The sequence below is a fragment of the Nocardia sp. NBC_01327 genome (genome assembly GCF_035958815.1).
In the GTDB taxonomy this organism is placed as follows: Bacteria; Actinomycetota; Actinomycetes; order Mycobacteriales; family Mycobacteriaceae; genus Nocardia.
Map to the genome: position 1 here is coordinate 7,362,979 of NZ_CP108383.1, position 18,543 is coordinate 7,381,521.

An 18,543-nucleotide genomic window follows, 5' to 3' on the forward strand; every position below is an offset into this window, starting at 1 on the left:
TGCTGGCCCTGTCAGTTCGTGACCGGAGCCACGACGATCGGCGGGATCGTGGCTACGCAGTCCGTCGGCCCGGCGGTACCGGTGCGGACGAAGTGCGCCACGATGCCGACCACGCAGCCGCTGGGTTCCAGATCCGGTACATGCCCGGTATTGGGGACCGAAACGAACGTCGAATGCGCGAATTTCGCAGCGGCCAGTTTGCCGTTGGCATCGGGGGTGATCGCATCCAGATCACCCGAGAGCACCAGCACCGGGACGTCTGGCATGGCGGTACGCACCTGATCGGGACGCTGCAGGCCCTTGATGCCGGGCCAGCGGATGCACGCGTCGCCGCCGTCACGCTGCGCGGCCATGAAACCCTGCGCACTGAATGCGCCGAACCCGCCCGAGGCCTTCGCCAAGGCCTCGCCGAACTGCTGTTCACGCTGCGGCAGCGGCGCTTCGGGCGACCACAGCGGCGCATAATCGTTGCAGGCCACCGTGATATACAGCCCGATATTCTCATAGGCCGGTTCGTCGGTGGTGCGGCGGACGAACTCGATCAATCCGGCGTCGTCACCGCGTACCGCCGAATGCAGTGCGGCGGGCAGCATTCCGAGTGGAGTCAGGGTTTCCGGGTCGGCGCCCACATTGCTGGTCGCGGCCTCGAACACCAGGCTGCCGAACTTGGCTTCGGTGAGCAGAATCGGCCCCTTGCCCGCCACGGTGATCGGCTTGTCCCGCAGCCGCGTCGCGACGATGCGCAGATCATCGACGGCCGTATTGCCGTCGCAGACGTGGCTGCGTTCGCATATACGCTGCAGGGCAAGCGATACCGCTTCGGCGTTGGGGCGCTGCAACTGATCGCTGTCGTTCGGATAGGCGCCCGACAGCACGATCGACTGCACATGATCGGGATGCCGCTGCGCATAGATGGGGAGCAGGTAGGTCCCATACGAGATGCCGTACGGAATCACCTTGTCGATACCGAGTTTCGCGCGCACCGCGTCGAAATCGTCCACCGTCGCCGCCGAGGTGTATCCCGCCGCCTTCTCCCCCAGCTGCTGTCCGCAGCGGGCCACCGCCTGCAACTGCGCCTCCCGCGTATCCAGCTGGTAAGCGTCCTGTCCCACACCACAATCCAGCGCATCCGACACCCCCGTCCCGCGAGGGTCGATCAGCAGCACGTCATAGTCATCCAGCAGCGCCTGCGACAACGTCGCCGCCTCGGCGGCATGCCAGATCATCGGCACCCCCGGTCCACCGGGATTCGGCAGGACCGTGCCCGCCGCCTCCCCGTCGGCCCGGCTGTGCTTGATCCGCGTATACCCCACCTGCACGGTCCCCAGCTCCGCCCGCCCCTGCACCAGCGGCCGCTCCACCACACCGCAATCCACCCCGTGCCCCGCCACGGTCGGGCACCAACTCGGCGCGGCGCCGCCCCGATCCTCCGTTCCCCCACCGCATCCCGTAATCAGCCCGCCGAGCACAGCCGCTGCCAGCCCGAACCCCAATATCGACCGCACACCAGCGCGCATATCCCTCACTCCTCCGCACGTGACGACCCGGTTGTCTCCGAGCCACCACGGCATCGTGCGCGGTCGATATCAAAGCCGTGTCAGACAAACGGCAAAGGCGTGTAAGAATCCGCTGCGCAAGCGAAATCTCTTGCACAGCAATATGAATGAACTATCTGAACGCCGCGAGGACGAGGGCGCCGAGCAGCGTCAGGCCGAACGCGGCCACCACCGCAAGCGCCAATGGACGCAACAGTCCCGGCCCCACGGCCCGCGCGATGAAATACCCCGCAGCGCCACCGAGCAGCGCCAGCACCACACCCTCACCCATGACCAGGTAGAACACCGAGGCCAGCGCCGCGTTCAGGGCATCACCGGCGCCACGCGCATTGTCGCCGAACGGGATCGGAAACCGATACACGATCCCCACCAGCGCCGCCGCGATCGGAGCCGTCAGCACCGCGGCGATCCCACCCCACGCCGCCACCGCCCACAGCACCAGCCCACCCGTCCGATTCTCCTCGAATCCCATGCGCGCCTTCCCGATTCCAGGTAGTCCGAGATGACTCAACTGGCACCCGCAATTGCCGAGCGAGGGGGTTCGGCGCGCACGTGCGCACATATCCCGCGCAGACCGGACAGGATCGGCGACTCGACCGCACCCCCGCGGCGCAACGCACGCCGTCGCGGCTGTACAGCGTCGAGCACGTCGTCCTCCGCCTCACGGTCCACGGGACCATCTTGCCGGAACCGCAAGATTTCGTACCAGATCACGGTGTGTCGCAAAGCGGCCCGCGACCCTGATCGACAGCGACGACCGGGCGTTGATGACGACCGGGAGTTGATCAGGAGTCCAGCGACGGCAGCGGGGACGACTTCGAATCTTCGGGTGCGGCGGCATCGGCGCGGAGGAGACGCTCGAGGAGTTCGGTGAGCTGTCCGAGGTCCTCGGGCGAGAGGTCGCGGACCGCCGGGGGCGGGCGCAGCAGGATGGTGTCGGCGGTCGCGATCGCATTGTGCCCGGCAGACGTGAGCGTGACCAGTTTGCGGCGTCTGTCATCGGGGTGCGGCCGGCGTTCGACGAGACCGTGCGCCTCCAATTTGTCGACGATCAGGGTTGCGTAGGGCGCGTCGACGCCATTGGCTTCCGCGAGTTCGCGGAGGGTGGCCGGACCTTCGCGGAGCTGGAAGAGGATTTTGCCGCGGCCGCCGCCCAGCCGGAATCCGAGCGCCTCGGCGAGTTCGCCGCGGCGATTGTGCGCCTCGACGAATCGGTGCATCAGAGCCCACGCCTGTTGGACGGGATCGGCCGGGGGTTTCGCGGAGTCGGTCACCACGCCACCGTCCGGCCGAGGAAGTCGACGTACCGCAGACCGGGTACCCCGCGCAGGGAGTCGATCGTCTTGACGATATTCGGGATGCTCTCGTCGATGCTGTACCGCGCGTCCGGGCCGCCCAGTTCGGTGCGCACCCAGCCGGGAGCCATGAGAACCAGCGTGCGCTCGCCGCCCTGCCGTGCCGCGTAGCTGCGCATAAAGGTATTGAGCGCGGCCTTGCTGCCGCGGTACACCTCGTGCCCGCCGCGCTCGTTGCCGGACACGCTGCCCTGGCCCGAGGACATAGCGCCGATCGTGCCCGCGGGCTCGACAAGATCCTGCAGCGCCTCGATGACGCGCAGCGGGCCGAGCGCATTGGTGACCATCACCCGGGTGAACTCCTCGGTCGAGGTCTCCGCGACCGTGCCCTCCGGCTCGTTGGTGACGCCGGCGTTCACGAACAGCAGGTCGAACCTACGGTCCGCCAGCCGGTCGTGCAGCGCCTCGATCTGCGCGGGCTCGGTGATGTCGACGGTGTCGATCTCGATGCGCCCGGCGGAGTTTTCGGCCAGATCGTGCAGCGGGGTCCGGCTCGCGCCGCGCACGGTGGCCACGACCTGCCAGCCGTTGTTCGACCACTCCTGCGCGAGTGCGAGGCCCAGGCCGCGAGAAGCGCCGATCAGGAGCACTCGTTTGCCCAGATCAGGGTTTGAATTAGTTGTAGTCATAGCAATCATTGTATGTTCTACAAGTAAATCCGTAAAGCTCGGCGACTCAGAGCGGGATCAAGGCCCGCTCTCCAGCGATCGCCGGGCACACTGGAGGTATGGACCCCGTGGTCGCCCTGCGCCGGATCGCGTACTACAAGGACCGAGCGCGCGAGGACTCGCGACGTGTGATGGCCTACCGCAATGCCGCCGATATCGTCGAGCGGCTCGACGATGCGCAGCGGGAGGCGCTGGGGAGGTCGAACGGCTGGCAGTCGCTGCCGGGAATCGGCCCGAAGACGGCCGCCGTGATCGCGCAGGCGTGGTCCGGGCGCGAGCCCGATGCGCTGGTCGAATTGCGGGGCGCGGCAAAGGATCTGGGTGGCGGAGAGTTGCGGGCCGCGCTCCGGGGCGATCTGCACCTGCACTCGAACTGGTCGGACGGCTCAGCGTCCATCACCGAAATGATGTCCGCCGCACAGGAATTGGGGCACGAGTACTGTGCGCTCACCGACCACTCGCCCCGATTGACCGTCGCCAATGGGCTGTCGCCGGACCGGCTGCGTCAGCAACTCGACGTCATCGACGAACTGCGCGAACAGTTCGCGCCGATGCGCATTCTCACCGGCATCGAGGTCGACATTCTCGACGACGGGTCGCTCGATCAGGAACCCGAACTGCTCGAACGACTCGATATCGTGGTGGCCAGCGTGCATTCCAAGCTCAAGATGGACGCCGCCGCGATGACCAGGCGGATGGTGCGTGCGGTCTCGGGCGGGCAGGCCGACATCCTCGGGCACTGCACCGGCCGGCTCGTCGAGGGCAATCGGGGCACCCGGCCGCAGTCGCAGTTCGATGCCGAGCAGGTGTTCACGGCCTGTCGCGACTACGGCACCGCCGTCGAGATCAATTCCCGGCCGGAACGCCGCGATCCGCCGACCCGGCTGCTGCGGCTGGCCCTCGAAATCGGGTGCGACTTCTCCATCGACACCGATGCGCACGCGCCCGGCCAGCTCGACTTCCTCGGTTACGGTGCGCAGCGCGCGCTGGAGTGCGGCGTCCCCGCCGAGCGGATCATCAACACCTGGCCCGTGGACAAACTGCTGACCTGGGCAGCATCCGAATGAGGCCGATACCCGGGACAGCACCTGCCCCGGGGCGAGCAATTACGTGGCGAGGGGGTCACGGCCGCGTGCTGTGCGGTGCGCCGCCGTCCGAGAAGGCCGGGGACCGGCCCGACGCCGGCATCAGATCGCGCGCTGCCTCGGCTGCGGCGAGTCACGGCGGGCCGGGCCGGCGCGTTCGGCGCGTAGCCTGTGAGGCGTGCCTCTCGATCACGGTGACCCGGGCGATGCCCCGTCCACTCCCCCGCCGCTGACAGCCGTCGTCAATGCCGATCGGCCGGCTCCGGCCGAGGAAGCCAGAACCGTTGTGGCGGCGACGAATACCGCGACGCTGGCGAGTCTCACGGCCGACGGTGCGCCCTGGGCCTCCTTCGTCACCTACGGACTGCTCGACGGTCAGCCGGTGCTGTGCGTCTCGCGGATGGCCGAGCACGGTCGTAATCTCGCCGCCGATCCCCGGGCGAGCCTGTCGATCGTGAGCCCGGATCTGCCGTCCGATCCGCTGGCCGGTTCGCGAGTCACCCTGGCGGGCAAGGTCGAACAACCGCAGGGCGATGAGGCGGTCGCGGCCCGCGAAGCGCATCTGGCCGCCGTGCCCGCCGCCAAGTACTACATCGACTTCAGCGATTTCACGCTGTGGGTCATGCGCGTGGAGCGGGTCCGCTGGGTCGGCGGCTACGGCCGCATGGATTCCGCTACCGCGGAACAGTATTCCGCCGCAGCACCCGACACGGTCGTGTCCGCGGCGGCCCGCGCCATCACGCACCTCAATGATGACCACGCCGACGCCCTGCTCGCCATGGCCCAGGCGCGCGGCGGCTACCCGGACGCCACCGCCGCCGTCTGCGAACGCGCCGACCGCTACGGCCTCGACCTGCGTGTCACCACCCCGCGCGGCATCGCCGTCACCCGCATCGGCTACGTGGCACCCCTCGATTCGGTCGCCGAACTCCGGGCCGCCACAGTCGAATTGACCCGGTTGTCGCGCGCGGAGTAGCAACGATCAACAGCCTGCGCGCGGATCGAAGCCATCGACCCGGCCCGCGCGAGTCGGCGGTTCAGTCCATATCGGTCCGCACTCCGCCAGCAGCCGACCTACGCAGTCAGCGACCCGGGCCACACCGGTCTGGTCGAGGCCGTCCTGTGGCCGACCCGTCCAGATCGGCGAACCGCGGCGGCATCCACCTGCTTTCGCGATCCCCGGAAGTCGGCTCGCTACACCGCAATCCCCACGAGGTGGCCGATGCAGTAGGTCGCCGCCATGGCGAGTGCGCCGCCGACCGCAATGCGGACGGTCGACGGGAGGGGCGCCGCGCCGCCGAGGCGGGCGCTGATATTGCCGGTCAGGATGAGCGCGATCATGACCGCGGCGAAGGTGACGGGTAGTCGGTCGGCGGCGGGCGGGAGCAGAATCGCCAGCAGGGGCAGGAGCGCTCCGAGGGTGAAGGACACCGCCGAGGACAGCGCCGCATGCCAGGGATTGGTGAGATCGTCCGGGTCGATGCCGAGTTCGGCCTCGGCATGCGCCGCGAAGGCATCGTGCGCGGTGAGTTCCTCCGCGACGGTCTGCGCGGTGGCCGCGGTGAGCCCCTTCGCGCGGTAGATGGCCGCGAGTTCGGCGAGCTCGGCTTCGGGCTCCTCCGTGAGTTCGCGACATTCGGTGGCGAGCAGCGCGCGCTCGCTATCACGCTGCGTGCTGACCGAGACGTATTCGCCCAGCGCCATCGAGACCGCACCGGCGGCCAGCCCCGCGATTCCCGCGGTGAGAATCGGCCCGCGCGCGGAGGTGGCGGCCGCGACGCCGATCACAATGCCCGCGACCGACACAATGCCGTCGTTCGCGCCGAGCACCCCCGCACGCAGCCAGTTCAGCCGGGACGCCAGGCTGCCCGTATGCGGCTCGGACTCATGCGGCGCAGGCGGGTGTTCGGCGAGTTCTTCACTCATAGCGGTGACCGTAACGGAATCCGCAGCAGCTTTCCAGCAATGAGAGCCTCACCAAAGTGAGGTAATGCGTTGCATACCAAGGTATTTCAACCCTAACCCGCGACCCGTCAAGGGTACCGCCGCGGGCTCTCCACCGGCCGCGCGGGTTTGCCGAGTGTTCATCCAGCAACCACGAGTTCCTCGAGTGCGCCCTCTATCCTGCCGGTTAACCGGCAACCGGAGGTATGCCGCCGAAACCTCTGGGAGTGCGCCGATGACAACGTGGGAGATGTTGCTCCGACTCGGAGCCGGAGTCGGCCTGGGCGCGCTCATCGGCGTCGAGCGCCAATACCGCGCGCGCATGGCGGGGCTGCGCACCAATGCCCTGGTCGCCGCCGGCGCGACCCTGTTCGTCCTGCTGTCCGCGCACGGATTCAGCGGCGGTTCCGCCGATCCCACCCGCGTGGCGGCCCAAATCGTCTCGGGCATCGGCTTTCTCGGCGCGGGCGTGATCATTCGCGACGGGATGAATGTGCGCGGCCTCAATACCGCCGCCACCCTGTGGTGCGCGGCCGCGGTCGGCGCCCTCGCCGGATCCGGCATGTACGTCACCGCCGTGGCCGGAACACTCGCGGTCGTCGTGGCCAATATCGCGCTGCGCGCGGTCGGCCACGCGGTCGACAAGCGCCCGGAGTCCGGGGAAGAACAGTCGGTCGCCTATGCCTTCGCCGCCGTCACCGACGACGATAACGAGGCTCATGTGCGCGCACTGCTCGTGCAGGCGTTGACCCGCACCGACTTCCGGCTGGTCTCGGTGGCCAGTGAGAACACCGGCACCCCCGGCCGCGTCGAGGTCCGCGCCGAACTGATCGGCGAACGGCGCGACGACCGCCAGATGGAATCGGCCGTCAGCCGCCTCAGCATGGAACCGTCGGTGACCAGCGTCGGCTGGAAGACCGGCGCACCAGCCGAAGCGGTCTGAAAACCACTGGGCGGGTGGGCGCTTTCGCCGATACAGTGCCGGGATGACACGTTTGAATCAGATTGTCGCCGTGGAGAAAGGGATCAAATCCCGGACCTTTTCCGAACTCACCGAGGCCCATCACCAGCTGGCCAAGAACCCGCTGCTGAGCGGTATCGCGCGCACCTACCGTCCGAAAGATGAAGAGGGCGAGCAATTGCCGCCCGAGTCGACGCGCGTACAGGTGAAGTCCGAGGGAGTGCTGGAGGCCACGGCGGAGATCCTGACCAAACTGTTCGATGTGATGGCCACCAAGGATTGGGCCAATTGCGCGGCGAAAGCCGATGTGGTGGTGGACGGCCGGACCCTCGTAAAGGACGCGCCCGTCACCTATCTGCTGTTCCTGGAGAAGCAGCTGGTCGACCTGCACACCTTCGTCCGCAAGCTCCCCGTCCTGGACGCCTCCGAATCGTGGGAGTACGACGCCTCCGCGGACTGCTACGCGACCGAACCGGTGCAGACGGTGCGCACCAAGAAGATTCCGCGCAACCACGTGAAAGCCGAAGCGACGGAGAAGCATCCGGCGCAGGTCGAGGTGTATCACGAGGATGTGGTGGTCGGTTACTGGCGGACCATCAAGTTCTCCGGCGCGCTGCCGGCCAAGCGGGTGAACGATCTGACCGAGCGCGTCGAAAAGCTGCAGCACGCAGTCAAGTTCGCGCGCGAGGAGGCCAACAACGCCGAGATCACCCAGCAGAAGCCGGGTGCGGAGATCTTCGGATATCTGTTTGGCTGACCGGCCCCGCACCGGCTAATGTCGGTGTTGCGCAATGAGCGCAAGCTGAATCAGAAGTTCAATGTGACAGGCACAGCGGACAAGTGGAGGTTCGAACCCTCCCCCCGCCACTCGCGGCGGGGTAGCCCAATCGGCAGAGGCACCGCGCCTTCAATCTCACATTATCGCTCCAGAATCAGCATTCGCCGCCCAATGCCGAATCGAGAGAACGGATTGTCAACGTGGAGGTTGCGGGTTCAACTCCCGCCGGCTCAGCCACCAATGGGCCGTAGCTCAATCGCAGAGCACCGCGTTCATCAGACTGAGTCCGTTCTTAAACGTGTCGGCATGTTGCAAATGGGCGGACACCGAGGCCCCGGGGCAGGCTAGTCCCCGGGGCTTCCCCATGTCCGCACCGCCGTGATCAATCCCGTGGTGATCCAGCCCTTTTCGAGGCGCGTCCAACTTGTGACATAACAACATTTCACTAGTTTTCCGATTCCCTAGACAAGCGTCCAGTAGGTGCCGTTTACTCATACGCCAGATGACCTGTCACCGCTGAGCGGGACAGGTCATCGATCGATGAGGAATCGGTTCCGGAAGCCCTGGGACCACCGGAAGGAATCATGCGTCAAACTTCACGATTGGTCGCGGGCATCGCGGCGTCCACCCTGACCGTCGCGGCCGCGGGTACCGCCCTGAGCACCGGTGTCGCGACTGCCGATACGTCGACCTGCTCGGTGACCAGTCACGCCACCAAGAACGACATCAGCACGGTCGGCATCACGATGACCTACGACAAGACCGTCAACTCCGGTTCCGTCGGCGTCGGCACGACCGTCACCTACACGGACGTCATCGGCACCACCGGTATCGGCAACCCGTACGTGAACACCATCACCGACTACCCGCCGGCCGGTTTCGCGGCGCCCATCTCGGCGAGCATCACCGCCTACCACCTGGTCGGCGGCCAGACCACCGAGAACGTCACGCCCGAGCCGAACGCGGGCGGCTGGAAGGTCACCAGCACCGGCTGGTTCGTCAATTCCGGCAACCCGGTCACCCTGACCACCACCTACGCGGTGCCCTCCAGCGTGACCGCGGGCCAGATGATCACCAGCGGTGGCATCGGCGTCGCGGGCACGGTCGGCGTCAGCAACAACCTGCCGAACCTGACCGCATGCTTCACCGCGCGCAATGCCAATGCCGGCGAATCACTGCTGGGCAGCCTGGGCAATAACGGCCTCGGCTCCTCCGACGGCCAGCTCAGCTCGACCGGTTCGGTCGGCGACATCCTCACCGGTGTGCTGAAGAACCTGATCGGGAGCTGATCTCTCCGACTGTGGCCGGCAACGCTTTTCGCCGGCCACAGTCAGGGGTGGGCGGACCCGCCCGGAATTCCGTCACCATCGAATATTTTCCGAGGACCATTTCTTGCTCGCGCGTAAACATGCGGTACTGCTCGCCGCCTCCGCTGTCGCCCTCTCCGTGCTGTCCGGCGCGCCGGGTTCCGTGGCTGTCGCCCACGCCGAACCGACCGTGTCGCATCTGGACCACATAGACCGCGCCGGGCAACGGCAGCAAACCTTTTACGTGTATTCGGCCGCGATGGATCGCGTGATCCCGCTGCAAGTTCTGACGCCTTTCGATACCAGCGCACCGCGCCCCACCCTCTATCTGCTGAACGGTGCGGGCGGCGGCGAGGATATCGCGAGCTGGTACAACCAGACCGATATCGTGCAGTTCTTCGCCGATAAGAACGTGAACGTCATTACTCCTGCCGCAGGGGCCTTTTCGTACTACACCGATTGGCAGCGCGACGACCCCAAACTCGGCCGCAACCAGTGGGAGACCTTCCTGACCCGCGAGCTGCCGCCGATCGTCGATGCGGCCCTGGGCGCCTCGGGCGTCAATGCGATTGCCGGGGTCTCGATGTCGGCCACCTCGGTGCTGGATCTGGCCGGTGCCGCACCGGACCTGTACCGCGCCGTCGGCGCGTACAGCGGCTGCGCCTCCACCTCCGATCAGCAGGGCCGGACCTATATCCAGCTGGTGATGGCCCGCGCGGGCGCCGACCCCAAGAACATGTGGGGCGGCGACGGCGATCCCGCCTGGCGCGAGCACGACGCACTCCTGAATGCGGATCGCCTGCGCGGCAAGGCAATCTACCTCTCCAGCTCCAGCGGCCTGCCCGGTCCGGCCGAAGCCATCGTGCCCCCGTTCACGGTCGGCCAGGCCGCGACAAAAGTGAATCAGATACTGCTCGGCGGCCTGATCGAAGCGGCGACCAATTCCTGCACCCACCAACTCGCCGACCGCCTGAACGCGCTGAATATCCCCGCCCAGGTCGAATTCCGCTCCGCCGGAACCCATACGTGGCACTACTGGGAGGACGATCTCCACAAGTCGTGGCCCCTGTTCGCCCAAGCCCTCGGCACGACGTAGATCCGGCGGTAGACGACCGGCATTCCGAGCGGCATGGCGGTTCGCAGACACGCGGTGTGAGGTGCGGAAATGCGGGGGTCTGCGGACTTGCGGGCGAAGCGCCGACAGGACTGGGCAATTTCTTGGTATGTTCGGCGCGGTTCTCCTCCGCTTGCCGGATATTGGCTAGAACTCGGGCAGCAGCTCTGTGCGGGGGTGTGACCGCGAGTTGCTGAACTGCCAACCCAGGTACGGTCTGAGCAAGGAGTGTGGGCCTTGTCATTTCGAACAACCCAGTCTTTCAGAACAGTATGCGCTGCCGCCGCATCGACCGTGGCCGTCGCGGCAGGTTTGCTATCGACGGCCGGCGCACCGTTGGCTGTCGCGGCGCCGGGTAATTGCCCGGACCTCAATGTGATCGCTGTGCCGGGCACCTGGGAAACCTCCCGCGACAATCCGCATCCCGGCATGCTGTCCCAGGTCACTCGCGGACTCCCCGGCAATGTGCGCACCGACTACGTCAGCTACGCGGCCACCGCCCTGCCCTGGGAGGGGGAGGTCTACGGCCGTTCGAAGCGGGAGGCCGTCGCCAATGCCCGCGGCATGATCGCGGATATGGCGGCCCGGTGCAGCGCAACGCGTTTCGCACTGGTCGGCTACAGCCAGGGTGCGGACGCGGCCGGTGATCTGGCGGCGGAGATCGGTTCGGGACACGGTGTGGTGCCGCCGGAGCGAGTGGCGGCGGTCGGGCTGCTCTCGGATCCGCGGCGCGGACCCACCGATGCGCTGATCGGCCCGCCGGTGCCCGGCGCCGGTGCGGGCGGGGCGCGGATCGGCGGCTTCGGGTTCCTGAGCCAGAATGTGCGAACCTTCTGCGCGGCGGGCGATTTGTACTGTTCAGTGCCCACCGATGATCTGGCTGGACGCTTCGCCGGATTCCTCACCCAGCTGTCCGCACCCGATCCGCTGCAGATCGGCAACTACGTGCTGACCGTCCAGTCGATTCTCGGCGAGGCGCTGCTGCCGGGCGGATCGGCCATCCTGTCGGCCTCCCCCGACGATCCCGCCGGTGAACAGTGGACCCGCCAGGTGCAGGATTTCCTCTCCTCCGGCGTTCACCAGTCCTACCCGCGCTACACGGTGGACGGCAATGGCGAGACGGCGACCGCGTGGCTGCACAACTGGCTCGCGGACGTGGCCGAGCACCCCTGAGAGATCCGACGAAGGCGGGGCCTGTCACCGATCCCGGTGGCAGGCCCCGCTTTTCGTGACAACGAGCGGCTAGAACGCCGGCAGTCGATCTCCTTGCACCAGCTCGATGTCGAGCTCTACCTTCACGGTGGTACCCACCGCGGCAATGCCCGCCCGGACCACGGCGTTGTAGTCGATGGCGAAATCGTCGCGGTACAGCAGAGTTTCGGCATGGAATGCCGCGCGCACACCGCCCCACGGATCGGGACCGTGACCGCCGTAGGTGACCGCGAGATCCACCGGGCGGGTATGACCGTGCAGGGTCAGGTCACCCGGCATCACCCAGGTGTCGGCGCCGGTGCGGCGAAAACGCTTGCCGGTGAACGTGATCACCGGAAACCGCTCGACATCCAGGAACTCCGCCGAGCGCAGGTGATCGTCCCGCATACCGATACCGGTGTCCACGGTCGCCGCCTTGATCTCGGCGTATCCCGCTGACTGCTCGAAGGTTTCGGCGATATCGAGCCGCCCGCCGACCTCCGCGAAGCGCGCCTTGATGCCCGCGATTCCGAGATGGCGCGCGGTGACGATGACCGTCGAATGCATGGGATCGATCGTCCACGGCCCCGGCGGCGGCACCGTCACCGCATTCGCCTCCGGCGCCAGCATGATCTCGCCCAGTGTGCCCGTGCCCGCCGCCGAGATGCGGGCGAGCTGGGCCACCGGCTGGTGCCCCGGCGCGGTGATCACCGCGGTGTGCATGCCCGGGGGCAGCGGATCGGTCTCCGCCGCCCCGGTCGCACCGGCCACCGCACGGGCGAGCTGCTGCCCGGTCAGATCGGTGACGGTCAGCACCGCACCGGATACCGGCCAACCCTCCGCGCTGCGAATCTGTGCGGTCAGCCCACTCATGACAACTCCGTGGACCGTTCGGCAGCGGATTGCTCGGAACCGTGGCCGAGCTGCGCATCGGCGTCATAACCGAGTTCGACATCATGGTCGATCTCGCCGCCGGTCAGGCGCACCCGGCTGCTCACCGGCGGATATCCGCGCGCGACGACGGTGTATCCACCCTCGACCAGATCGGGCACCGTGTACCGGCCCTGCTCGTCGGTGCGGGCGGTGCCGATCGCAGTGCCCTCGTCGTCGAGCACCGTGACCGAGGCGTCCGGCACCGGCCGGCCCTGTGCCCACACCTTGCCGGTCAGCATGGCCATGGCGGTCAGTTCGAGGTCGTAGCGCAGCAGACCGCTGTCGGGCACGACCAGGGCGGCGGCGGTCGGCCGCATATGCTCGGCCGCCGCGACCAGCGTGTAGGCGCCCGACACCACGCCGAGGCAGACATAGCCGCCGTCGGGTCCGGTGACGGTCGCGCCGACCACTTCGCCGCGCGGATCGGTCAGCGTGATCGTGGCTCCCGGCAATGGTTCTCCGCGACCGGCCGTGCGGACGGTGCCGGACAATTCGCCCGAACCCTGCAGGACCAGATCCCGATGCTGCGGGCGGCTGTCGACCGTGATGTTCACCGCGGCCGGCAGATGCCCGCCCGCCGAGACGATCAGCACATAGCTGCCGGTCGCGGGCGGCTCGATGACATAGGCGCCGCCGCTGTCGCCGGTGGTGCGTGAAACCTGTTGCCCGCGTTGGTCGATCAACGTGACCGCGGCATTGGGCACGGGGCGGCCGTCCTCGCGCTGCACCCGGCCGTCGATGGAACGACCACCGGTGGAGGCAGTGACGACCGGCAGGGTCGCCGTCGCGGAACCAGCCGAAACATGCTGTGCGCCATAACCATTGGTCGCGGCGATCGGCGCGACAGCGGCACTGCCGTTGACCTGCGCACCGGCGTCGTAACCCTCGGCGGTATGCCGTCCCGCGGCCGCGAGCACCGGTTCGGGCTGCGAGATCGCCTGGGCGGCGCCCTCCCAGACCTGCTCCTCGGACCACTCCGCCTCGGCGGCCTGCTCGGGATCTGCGGGCACGGGCGCGGCCGGCGCGGAATCCTGCAACGGAATCTCCTTCATGAACAGCAGCACCACGCAGGCCAGCAATGCCACACCGGCCGCGACCCAGAACACGCCGTGCATGGCATTGGTGAAGCCGATCAGAATCGGATCACGCACCTGCGCCGGAAGCGCCGCGATGCCCGCGGTATTGGACTGCACGCTGCTGAGCTTGGACGCGTCGAATCCGGGCGGCAGATGCCCGCCGAAGGCGTCGACGATCTTATTGGGCAGCAGATTGAACAGAATCGTCAGGAAGACCGCGACACCCAGCGTGCCGCCGACCTGACGGAAGAACGTCGCCGATGCGGTCGACACACCCATATCCGAACGCGGACCGGCATTCTGCACGGCGATGATCAGCGTCTGCATGCAGCCACCGAGGCCGAGGCCGACAATGCCGCTGAAGAGCAGCGGCTGCCACAGCGCGCTGTCGTAGTGCACCGTCGCGTACAGCGCCGCGCCGCAGGCGATGATGAACGTGCCCGCCACCGGCAGGATCTTGTAGCGGCCGGTGCGCTTGGTGACCTGACCGGAGGTCAGTGAGCCGATCATGATGCCCGCCACCAGCGGCAGCATCAGCAGACCCGCCTTGGTCGGCGAGAATCCACGCACCACCTGCAGGTACAGCGGGACCATGGTGATCGCGCCGAACATGGCGATACCGACGATGAAGCCGCCGACGATGCAGACGGTGAAGGTCGAATTCTTGAACAGGCGCAAGGGAATCAGCGCCGCGTCCTTCATCACGTGCTCGATCCAGACGAACAACGCCAGGCCGATGACACCGATGACGTAGCAGAGAATCGCCCGGCCCGAACCCCAGCCCCAGCCGCGGCCCTGTTCGGCGACGATCAGCAGCGGCACCACGCAGATGGTCAGCGCCACCGCGCCGCCCCAGTCGACCTTCAACTGGCGGCGCTGCTGCGGCAGATTGAGCACCTTGGCGACAACGATCAGCGCGATGATGCCGACCGGCACGTTCACCAGGAAGACCCAGCGCCAGCCCTCGATGCCACCGAGGTGGTCGAAGCCGGACAGCCAGCCGCCCAGCACCGGGCCGAGTACGGTGGCGATACCGAAGACCATCATGAAATAGCCCTGGTACCGGGACCTTTCACGCGGCGGGACGATATCGCCGATGATGGTCATGGCCAGCGACATCAGACCACCGGCGCCCAGACCCTGGAACGCGCGGAATCCGGCCAGCTCGTACATGGAGGTGGCGAAGGTGCACGCCGCCGAGCCGATGACGAACAGCGCGATCGCGGTGAGAAAGAACTGCTTCCGCCCGTAGATATCGGCGAGCTTGCCGTACAGCGGGGTGCTGATGGTGGCGGTGATCAGATACGCCGTCGTCGCCCAGGCCTGCTGATCGAAGCCGTGCAGACTATTGGCGATCTTGACGATCGCCACGCTCACGATGTTCTGGTCCAGCGCGGCCAGGAACATCCCCAGCAGCAGACCGGACAGGATGGTGAGGATCTGCCGGTGCGACAGTTTCGGCGGGGCTGCCGCCTGCACGTCCGGCGACGCCTCGAGAGTCGCAGATGTCATGTTTCGAAGCCCTATTTCGGATCGGTTGTCGTGGTAGTTCTTTCGATGTCGCTCACGAGTCGCTCGAGCAGTTGGGTCAGCGTCGAACGGTCGGTCGCGGACCAGTCCGCCAGGAACCCGGCGAGCCAGACATTGCGCAATCGGCGGTTCTCCGCGAAGACACGCTCCCCCTCCTCCGTGGCCTTCAGCACGCACGCGCGGCCGTCGATCGGATCGGCCCGGCGTTCGACCAGACCGTGGCCGACCAGGGTTCTGGTCTGCCGGCTGATCGTCGAGATCTCGGCGTGCAAGGACTCGGCCAGTTTCCCGGTACGTTGCGGCCCGTCGTGGACCAGGCAGAACAGCACCGCATAGGCGAGTTGCTCCAGCCCGTCGGGGCCGCTCTTGATCACCCGGTGCTTGGTTCTGCCGATGGCCCGCATGAGCCGAACCAGCTGTGCGCCCAGGAGATCGGCGCCCTGGAGTTCGGTCGTAGCACTGGGATCACTGGCAACATTCGCCATGATCGGCCCTTCTCTTTACCACTTATTTACTTAGCGAATACAACTACTTGCCTTCGCCAACTATACACAAAACAGAGGCTCGGCTGAAGGGGTGCCGGGGATTCGCTACGGACTCGTGCACATCATCGGATATCAAGCGTTACTCGCGAATTGAGCACCGCGGTCAGCGAAAGGCCGAAGGTGCGCCGGAAGGTCTCGCTCAGGTGGGACGGGGAGGCGAATCCGGCATCGGCGGCGCAGCGGGTGAGGTCGTGACCGGCTTCCACGCCCACGAAAACCATCCGCACCCGAGCCCACTGCCGGTAGCGGCGGAAGGTGGTGCCGGTATGCGCGGCGAACATTCGCAGGAAGTAGTACTCCGACAGGCCCGCGGCGGCGGCCGCATCCTCCGCGCGCGGGTGTGCGGCGGGATCCGCGCGAATCTCGCGCACAATGGTTTCGATGCGAGGATCTATGGGGCGCAATGGTTTCGGGTCCGAGATCAGGCGTTCCAGACTTGTGACGCCTGCGCGCGCGGCGGCGATGAGTGCGGCCTCCTCCCCCGCATCGATCGCACAGGGCCCGAGGGTCCCGGACAGGGCGCAGCCGGTCACCGCACTGCCGGGTTCGGCGAAGAGCAGGGCGATCCGGCCCTGCGAGACAATCCGGTGCCGCACCCGAGCGGGTACGAAAACACTGCTGGTGACCAAGGTTCCGTACTCGGCGGTGTCCACGGTGAACGGTCCGTCCAATGCCAATCCCAGGCAGGCGATCGCCGTATCGTGCATGCCGACGCCCAGATCCGGACCGAGATACCCGACATGGCGGGGCCGCATCCACAGCACGGGCGCCACACCGCAGGTTTGTGAAAGCGCGGCGACGGTCATAGCGACCAGGCTAATCGTGCCCGGCGCGGCCGGTGCGAGCAGCAATGACAGGGAGCTGAGCGGATATGACAACCCAGGGAGACACAGCGAAGCCGAGCCGGCAGACGAGAGCGGTCACCGCACTGCTGCGGGCCTCGGGCGGGCGCAAGCTGCTCGGCGATCCGGCACTGGTGCACGCCGCGCTGGAAAAGCGTGACCGGAAGGTCGCGGAGGTTCGGCCCCCGGCATTCCTGAACAAAGCCGCGACCGTCAGCCGGGACGACCTCGACGGCTGGCCGGTGTACCGGATCACGCCGACCACCGGCCCTGCCGACGTCACCGTCGTCTTCCTGCACGGCGGCGGCTTCTTCCGCGAAATCGTGCGCCCGCATTGGAGTTTCGCGCGGGATCTCGCCGCCGCCGTACCCGCGGAGTGCGTGGTGCCCATCTATCCGCTTGTCCCCCATGGCCAGGCCGCCGATATGGTCGCCACCACCGCCGCGATCCTCGCCCGCACGATCGAGCGGCGGGGAACGGGAAAGACTGTGGTGATGGGCAATTCGGCCGGCGGCGGACTGGCATTGGCGGCCACGCAGGTCCTGCTCGAGCAGGGCGGGCCGCAACCCGACCGCATCGTGCTGATCTCCCCCTGGCTCGACGTCACCATGACCGACCCCACGCTGCCGGCCCTCGAAAAGGACGATCCCTTCCATCAAATCGCCGGTCTGCGCGAAGTCGGCCGCCTCTACGCCGGTGATCTGGACCCCCGAGACCCTCGCGTCAGCCCCCTCCGCGGCCGGATCGAAGGTCTCCCGCCCCTGACCGTCTTCTGCGGCACCCGCGAAATGACCGTGGCCGATACCCGGACCCTGGCCCGGCGTGCCGCAGCCGCCGGCACCCCGATCGACTATCACGAGGGCCCGGCGCTCCCCCACAACTACGCCCTCATGCCCTCGCCCGAAGGCCGCGCGGCCCGCACGATCATCTTCGAGGCCTGCCGCGCACCGCAGCAGGTATCGGCCACCGACCCGCACAGCGCGCAGCGCTAACGGTCCGCGACCCGAGTCGCCAATCCGGCCGGAATCGCACTCTTCTCTCGACGCTCCTTCCGAACAGCGTGTGGCACACCGCGTTCGCGAATCGCGAGAGATATCGCACGCGATTACGGCGACGGCGAAGTCCGCGACATCCTGTCGGTCGATATCTCCGACTGGGATGCGCCCGGCATGCTGTACGGCAAGCCCGCCAAACAGTGCAGTCCCGACGAAATCGCCAGGGAGACGTGGGCTCAGATCATGAAGACGCAGTCCGGGCGATTGCTGCTGCCGGACGCACTGCATGACAGCGATCTGCATTCCTGGTTTCTGGATCCGGGCATCCACTGGGACCCGGCCGCAGGCGTCAACTCCAATGACGATCCGCTGCTTGTGAATACGGCCGGATCGTGGGACAACCGCCCGACCGGCGCCACCGGAATCCCGAATCTCTTTCTGGCCGGGGACTATCTGCGCACCAATGTCGATCTGGCCACCATGGAGGGGGCCAATGAGGGTGGGCGGATGGCGGCCAATGCGGTGCTCGACGCCGCGGGTTCTCCGGCCCCGCGCGCGGCGCTGTTCCCGCACGTTTCCCTTGCCGAGTTCGACGGAGCGCGCGCCCTGGATCGGGACCGCTGGTTCGCCGGTCAGCCGAACCTGTTCGACCTGCCGTGAATC

18 protein-coding genes are annotated in these 18,543 nt (G+C 67.2%); 9 read left to right on the forward strand and 9 right to left on the reverse strand.

All coding sequences use genetic code 11. The features are described from left to right. Positions 1–11 precede the first annotated feature (11 nt). From OG326_RS34045 to OG326_RS34060, 4 genes are all read right to left on the reverse strand, one after another. Positions 12–1,517, reverse strand: a complete 1,506-nt coding sequence (locus tag OG326_RS34045; RefSeq protein WP_327141225.1) for an alpha/beta fold hydrolase — start codon at positions 1,515–1,517, stop codon at positions 12–14. Between the two features lie 151 nt (positions 1,518–1,668). Beyond that, positions 1,669–2,028 carry a hypothetical protein gene (locus tag OG326_RS34050; RefSeq protein ID WP_327141226.1) on the reverse strand — a complete coding sequence of 120 codons (360 nt, stop codon included), beginning with the start codon at positions 2,026–2,028 and terminating at the stop codon, positions 1,669–1,671. A 313-nt stretch (positions 2,029–2,341) separates the two neighbouring features. Beyond that, the gene (locus OG326_RS34055) at positions 2,342–2,830 is read right to left on the reverse strand and encodes a MarR family winged helix-turn-helix transcriptional regulator (RefSeq protein ID WP_327141227.1); all 489 of its coding nucleotides are present in this window, start codon (positions 2,828–2,830) and stop codon (positions 2,342–2,344) included. Further along, positions 2,827–3,540 carry an SDR family oxidoreductase gene (locus OG326_RS34060; protein ID WP_327141228.1) on the reverse strand — a complete coding sequence of 238 codons (714 nt, stop codon included), beginning with the start codon at positions 3,538–3,540 and terminating at the stop codon, positions 2,827–2,829. Before OG326_RS34060 ends, OG326_RS34055 begins: the two co-directional genes overlap by 4 nt. A gap of 98 nt (positions 3,541–3,638) precedes the next feature. Here OG326_RS34060 and OG326_RS34065 point away from each other — a divergent pair, with 98 nt between their 5' ends. Together OG326_RS34065 and OG326_RS34070 are read left to right on the forward strand one after the other, a co-directional pair. Further along, positions 3,639–4,646 carry a PHP domain-containing protein gene (locus OG326_RS34065; RefSeq protein WP_327141229.1) on the forward strand — a complete coding sequence of 336 codons (1,008 nt, stop codon included), beginning with the start codon at positions 3,639–3,641 and terminating at the stop codon, positions 4,644–4,646. A 196-nt stretch (positions 4,647–4,842) separates the two neighbouring features. Further along, positions 4,843–5,640 carry a HugZ family pyridoxamine 5'-phosphate oxidase gene (locus OG326_RS34070; protein ID WP_327141230.1) on the forward strand — a complete coding sequence of 266 codons (798 nt, stop codon included), beginning with the start codon at positions 4,843–4,845 and terminating at the stop codon, positions 5,638–5,640. Between the two features lie 218 nt (positions 5,641–5,858). Here OG326_RS34070 and OG326_RS34075 read toward each other — a convergent pair whose 3' ends face one another. Further along, positions 5,859–6,590 carry a VIT1/CCC1 transporter family protein gene (locus tag OG326_RS34075; protein ID WP_327141231.1) on the reverse strand — a complete coding sequence of 244 codons (732 nt, stop codon included), beginning with the start codon at positions 6,588–6,590 and terminating at the stop codon, positions 5,859–5,861. Between the two features lie 253 nt (positions 6,591–6,843). Between OG326_RS34075 and OG326_RS34080 the strand changes: the two genes are divergently transcribed. The 5 genes from OG326_RS34080 (at position 6,844) to OG326_RS34100 (ending at position 11,941) form a co-directional block, all read left to right on the forward strand. After that, the gene (locus tag OG326_RS34080; protein ID WP_327141232.1) at positions 6,844–7,551 is read left to right on the forward strand and encodes an MgtC/SapB family protein; all 708 of its coding nucleotides are present in this window, start codon (positions 6,844–6,846) and stop codon (positions 7,549–7,551) included. Positions 7,552–7,594: 43 nt separating this feature from the next. After that, positions 7,595–8,326, forward strand: a complete 732-nt coding sequence (locus OG326_RS34085; RefSeq protein ID WP_327141233.1) for a DUF7873 family protein — start codon at positions 7,595–7,597, stop codon at positions 8,324–8,326. 605 nt (positions 8,327–8,931) lie between these two features. Then, positions 8,932–9,636, forward strand: coding sequence for a hypothetical protein (locus tag OG326_RS34090; protein WP_327141234.1), 705 nt, complete (start codon positions 8,932–8,934; stop codon positions 9,634–9,636). Positions 9,637–9,739: 103 nt separating this feature from the next. Continuing rightward, positions 9,740–10,750: an alpha/beta hydrolase gene (locus tag OG326_RS34095; protein WP_327141235.1), complete on the forward strand. Its 1,011-nt coding sequence runs from the start codon at positions 9,740–9,742 to the stop codon at positions 10,748–10,750. A gap of 312 nt (positions 10,751–11,062) precedes the next feature. Further along, positions 11,063–11,941 (forward strand): cutinase family protein, encoded by an 879-nt coding sequence (locus tag OG326_RS34100; RefSeq protein ID WP_327141236.1) that lies wholly within the window; start codon positions 11,063–11,065, stop codon positions 11,939–11,941. A 69-nt stretch (positions 11,942–12,010) separates the two neighbouring features. Here the strand turns inward: OG326_RS34100 and OG326_RS34105 are convergent, their stop codons facing one another. From OG326_RS34105 to OG326_RS34120, 4 genes are all read right to left on the reverse strand, one after another. Then, positions 12,011–12,832, reverse strand: coding sequence for a YceI family protein (locus OG326_RS34105; RefSeq protein ID WP_327141237.1), 822 nt, complete (start codon positions 12,830–12,832; stop codon positions 12,011–12,013). Further along, entirely contained in the window at positions 12,829–15,480 is a 2,652-nt protein-coding gene (locus tag OG326_RS34110) for an MFS transporter (RefSeq protein ID WP_327141238.1), read from the reverse strand. Before OG326_RS34110 ends, OG326_RS34105 begins: the two co-directional genes overlap by 4 nt. 11 nt (positions 15,481–15,491) lie before the next feature. Beyond that, positions 15,492–15,983 (reverse strand): MarR family winged helix-turn-helix transcriptional regulator, encoded by a 492-nt coding sequence (locus OG326_RS34115; RefSeq protein ID WP_327141239.1) that lies wholly within the window; start codon positions 15,981–15,983, stop codon positions 15,492–15,494. A gap of 122 nt (positions 15,984–16,105) precedes the next feature. Beyond that, positions 16,106–16,849, reverse strand: a complete 744-nt coding sequence (locus OG326_RS34120) for a helix-turn-helix domain-containing protein (RefSeq protein WP_327141240.1) — start codon at positions 16,847–16,849, stop codon at positions 16,106–16,108. 65 nt (positions 16,850–16,914) lie between these two features. On the opposite strand from OG326_RS34120, the gene OG326_RS34125 reads away from it, so the two are divergent. Continuing rightward, entirely contained in the window at positions 16,915–17,877 is a 963-nt protein-coding gene (locus OG326_RS34125; protein WP_327141241.1) for an alpha/beta hydrolase, read from the forward strand. Between the two features lie 177 nt (positions 17,878–18,054). Then, on the forward strand, positions 18,055–18,540 hold the full coding sequence (locus OG326_RS34130; protein WP_327141242.1) for an FAD-dependent oxidoreductase: 486 nt from the start codon (positions 18,055–18,057) through the stop codon (positions 18,538–18,540). Positions 18,541–18,543 lie beyond the last annotated feature (3 nt).

Coding starts and splice junctions, on each gene's coding strand:
- OG326_RS34045 (WP_327141225.1), bottom strand. CDS start 1,517: ATGCGCGCTGGTGTGCGGTCGATATTGGGGTTCGGGCTGGCAGCGGCT.
- OG326_RS34050 (WP_327141226.1), bottom strand. CDS start 2,028: ATGGGATTCGAGGAGAATCGGACGGGTGGGCTGGTGCTGTGGGCGGTG.
- OG326_RS34060 (WP_327141228.1), bottom strand. CDS start 3,540: ATGACTACAACTAATTCAAACCCTGATCTGGGCAAACGAGTGCTCCTG.
- OG326_RS34065 (WP_327141229.1), top strand. CDS start 3,639: ATGGACCCCGTGGTCGCCCTGCGCCGGATCGCGTACTACAAGGACCGA.
- OG326_RS34075 (WP_327141231.1), bottom strand. CDS start 6,590: ATGAGTGAAGAACTCGCCGAACACCCGCCTGCGCCGCATGAGTCCGAG.
- OG326_RS34080 (WP_327141232.1), top strand. CDS start 6,844: ATGACAACGTGGGAGATGTTGCTCCGACTCGGAGCCGGAGTCGGCCTG.
- OG326_RS34085 (WP_327141233.1), top strand. CDS start 7,595: ATGACACGTTTGAATCAGATTGTCGCCGTGGAGAAAGGGATCAAATCC.
- OG326_RS34090 (WP_327141234.1), top strand. CDS start 8,932: ATGCGTCAAACTTCACGATTGGTCGCGGGCATCGCGGCGTCCACCCTG.
- OG326_RS34105 (WP_327141237.1), bottom strand. CDS start 12,832: ATGAGTGGGCTGACCGCACAGATTCGCAGCGCGGAGGGTTGGCCGGTA.
- OG326_RS34110 (WP_327141238.1), bottom strand. CDS start 15,480: ATGACATCTGCGACTCTCGAGGCGTCGCCGGACGTGCAGGCGGCAGCC.
- OG326_RS34115 (WP_327141239.1), bottom strand. CDS start 15,983: ATGGCGAATGTTGCCAGTGATCCCAGTGCTACGACCGAACTCCAGGGC.
- OG326_RS34120 (WP_327141240.1), bottom strand. CDS start 16,849: ATGACCGTCGCCGCGCTTTCACAAACCTGCGGTGTGGCGCCCGTGCTG.
- OG326_RS34125 (WP_327141241.1), top strand. CDS start 16,915: ATGACAACCCAGGGAGACACAGCGAAGCCGAGCCGGCAGACGAGAGCG.
- OG326_RS34130 (WP_327141242.1), top strand. CDS start 18,055: ATGCTGTACGGCAAGCCCGCCAAACAGTGCAGTCCCGACGAAATCGCC.